The sequence below is a fragment of the Anoxybacillus sp. genome (assembly GCF_036834105.1).
GTDB lineage: Bacteria > Bacillota > Bacilli > Bacillales > Anoxybacillaceae > Anoxybacillus.
This window is the reverse complement of record NZ_DAITON010000200.1, coordinates 1-2,869: the sequence shown is the minus strand read 5'-3', so window position 1 is coordinate 2,869 and position 2,869 is coordinate 1. Positions and strand designations below refer to the sequence as shown.

The 2,869-nt window shown below is 41.2% G+C and carries 3 protein-coding genes and 1 other RNA gene; all 4 read left to right on the top strand.

Features of this window, described 5'->3' with window-relative positions; all coding sequences use genetic code 11:
• Positions 1–264: 264 nt before the first annotated feature.
• The gene (locus V7Z64_RS12805) at positions 265–498 is read left to right on the top strand and encodes a CotD family spore coat protein (protein WP_297988522.1); all 234 of its coding nucleotides are present in this window, start codon (positions 265–267) and stop codon (positions 496–498) included.
• Between the two features lie 124 nt (positions 499–622).
• Positions 623–919 (top strand): cell division regulator GpsB, encoded by a 297-nt coding sequence (gene gpsB / locus V7Z64_RS12800; RefSeq protein WP_297988520.1) that lies wholly within the window; start codon positions 623–625, stop codon positions 917–919.
• Between the two features lie 67 nt (positions 920–986).
• An RNA gene (rnpB, locus tag V7Z64_RS12795) (RNase P RNA component class B) lies at positions 987–1,377 on the top strand.
• Positions 1,378–1,452: 75 nt separating this feature from the next.
• Positions 1,453–2,869, top strand: a 1,417-nt coding sequence (locus V7Z64_RS12790; protein WP_297988518.1) for a putative bifunctional diguanylate cyclase/phosphodiesterase, incomplete at its 3' end; no start/stop codon positions are given.

Sequence of the window (2,869 nt, the reverse complement as noted above, 5' to 3'; positions counted from 1 at the left end):
CCTGTTTGTCTCTTGGGGATGGAAATTAATGTAATAAAAAATGCTCATCTACAGTGAACAATATAAGCTACGGAGAGAGAATGATGAGTAAAAAAATTTTGTACTTATTTTTCGTTTTAATCGGGGCTACAGTCGTCCTTTTTGCGAATATGAAGCATAACATTTATACGTTCATGTAAAATAGGTATTTCCATTAGTACATGTATACCCCTTGATACATACGCTAGTAATGTAACGAAATTCAATACGAAAGGGGTATGAAATATGCATTGTCGTCCAAATATGATGCCGCCAATCGTTTATCCGACGAAGGGCTGTACACAACATCAAATGCAAATGACGATTGTGCCACACATTCATCCGTCACATACGACGTATGTGAATCATCATTTGTTCCAGCATCAACATTATTTTCCACATACGCAATCTGTTGTTAACGATGTATCGCATCAACATGTTGTTTGTCCAGGTTCTGGTCCGTTTCCGAGACCGTTTTAACCGAAGGCGAAACGCCTTCGTTTTTTTGTCGAAAAAAAGACGAACTTTGTGAAAATGAAAAATTGACAATGACTGCTTTTTTTGAAAGAATAGGTGTAGACATAGACAATTGAGGTGAGCAAACGTGCTTTCGGATCGCATCAACTTAACAGCAAAAGACATTCTTGAAAAAGAGTTTAAAATAAGCATGCGCGGATACAATCAAGATGAAGTCGATCGCTTTCTCGACTTAATTATTAAAGACTATGAAACATTTCATCAAATGATTGAACAACTACAACAAGAAAATACACGTTTGAAAAGCCAATTGCAGGAGACGCAAAAACGTCAGCCATCTCAAGCAGGAACGACGAACTTTGATATTTTGCAACGTCTTTCCAATTTGGAAAAACATGTTTTCGGAAGCAAGCTGTATGAATAAATGTTCCAACCTTTTCTATTGATTTGGCTTATCGTTTCGGATATACTATCATATGCTTACATGAATCATGTTCGGGTAATCGCTGCGATGCATATGCATCGTAGAGGAAAGTCCATGCTCGCACGGTGCTGAGATGCCCGTAGTGTTCGTGCCTAGCGAATGCATAAGCTAGGGCAGTCTGGCGGCAAGCTGGGCTGACGGCAGGGAAAGAGCCTACGTCCGTATCGGATATGGCTCGACTACCTTTAAAGTGCCACAGTGACGTAGTCTTGCTGGAAACGGCAAGAGTGGAACGCGGTAAACCCCACGAGCGAGAAACCCAAATGATGGTAGGGGCACCTTCTCAAAGGAAATGAACGGAGAGAAGGACAGGCGGATGCCTGTAGATAGATGATTACCGCCGAAGTACGAGGCGCAAGCCGTTTGCAGTACGACGGAACAGAACATGGCTTACAGAACATGATTCATGGCATAACTCTCCTGCACATCGTCAGGGGAGTTTTTGTTTTGTAAACATGAGGGGAGAGCGTGTTGTGAAAAAACGGATGTCGACGTTGTTTGAAGCAGATACATTTTTAGCTATTGCCTATACTATTATTCAAGAGGCAGATGAAGGAATAATTGTTACCGATGAAAATGGGCATATTTTATTAGCTAATCCGGCCTTTGAAACGGTAACAGGCTATACACAAGAGGAAGTGCTCGGAAGGAAAACAAATATTCTTCGCTCCGGATTGCATGATCGTACGTTTTACGAAAACATGTGGGAAACGTTACGTGACCATGGGATTTGGAAGGGAGAAATTTGGAATAAACGAAAAAATGGTGAATTGTTTGTTGAGTGGTTAACGATTAAAGCGATTTGCGATGCTACCGGAAAACCGACGCATTATGTGGCCATTTTTTCAGATGTGACACAACATAAACGAACGATGGAGCAATTAGCGCGGCTGTCAAATTATGATGTGTTGACCAACGTTCCGAACCGCCAACTATTTACAAAACGTTTACAACATTTACTTCATATGGCGCGACGTCATAACCAACAGTTAGCGATCTTATTTCTCGATTTGGACCGATTTAAATACATTAATGATGAACTAGGCCATTATAGCGGAGATTTATTGTTGAAGAAAGTGGCGAGTCGACTAAAAAAACGATTGCGTACGAAAGACACGCTTGCGCGTATTGGTGGAGATGAGTTTGTTGTTATTTTACCTAAATTAAAGGATGCCCAAGAAGCGATTCATACAGCTGAGCAGATGATTGAAGCGCTTCAAGCTCCTTTTACGTTGAACGGTTCGGACGTATACATTTCGGCAAGCATCGGTATAAGCATGTATCCAAACGATGGAGATGACGAAGAAACGTTATTACGCCGAGCCGATCGTGCGATGCAAAAAGCGAAAGAAAGTGGACGGAATCGCTTTGAGTTGTACACAGCGAAATTAGACTATCAAAGCGAGGTTGTAACGTTAGAAAACCATTTAAGAAAAGCGATTGAACGAAACGAGCTACACGTTCACTATCAACCGATCGTGAATATGAAAACGAAAAAAATTGAAGCGATTGAGGCGTTGCTTCGCTGGAAACAGCCGAACATCGGATTCGTTTCCCCAGCGCAGTTTATTCCGCTAGCAGAAGAGACAGGACTTATCGTTCCAATTACGAAATGGCTATTAGAACAAATATGTATACATATAAAGGCGATCCATTCGTTCGCTCCGCATATGAAAGTCGGAGTAAACATCTCAGCTGTCCATTTTCAACAAGATGATTTTGTTGAACAAGTATCACATATTGTAAAAGCAAGCAATGTTCACCCGCGTTTTTTTAAATTAGAGTTAACGGAAAGCACGATTATGCCGAATGCAGAGGAGTCTGTTCAAAAACTTGTACAGCTTAAACAGTGCGGTTTTAAGTTGGCGATTGATGACTTTGGGACAGGTT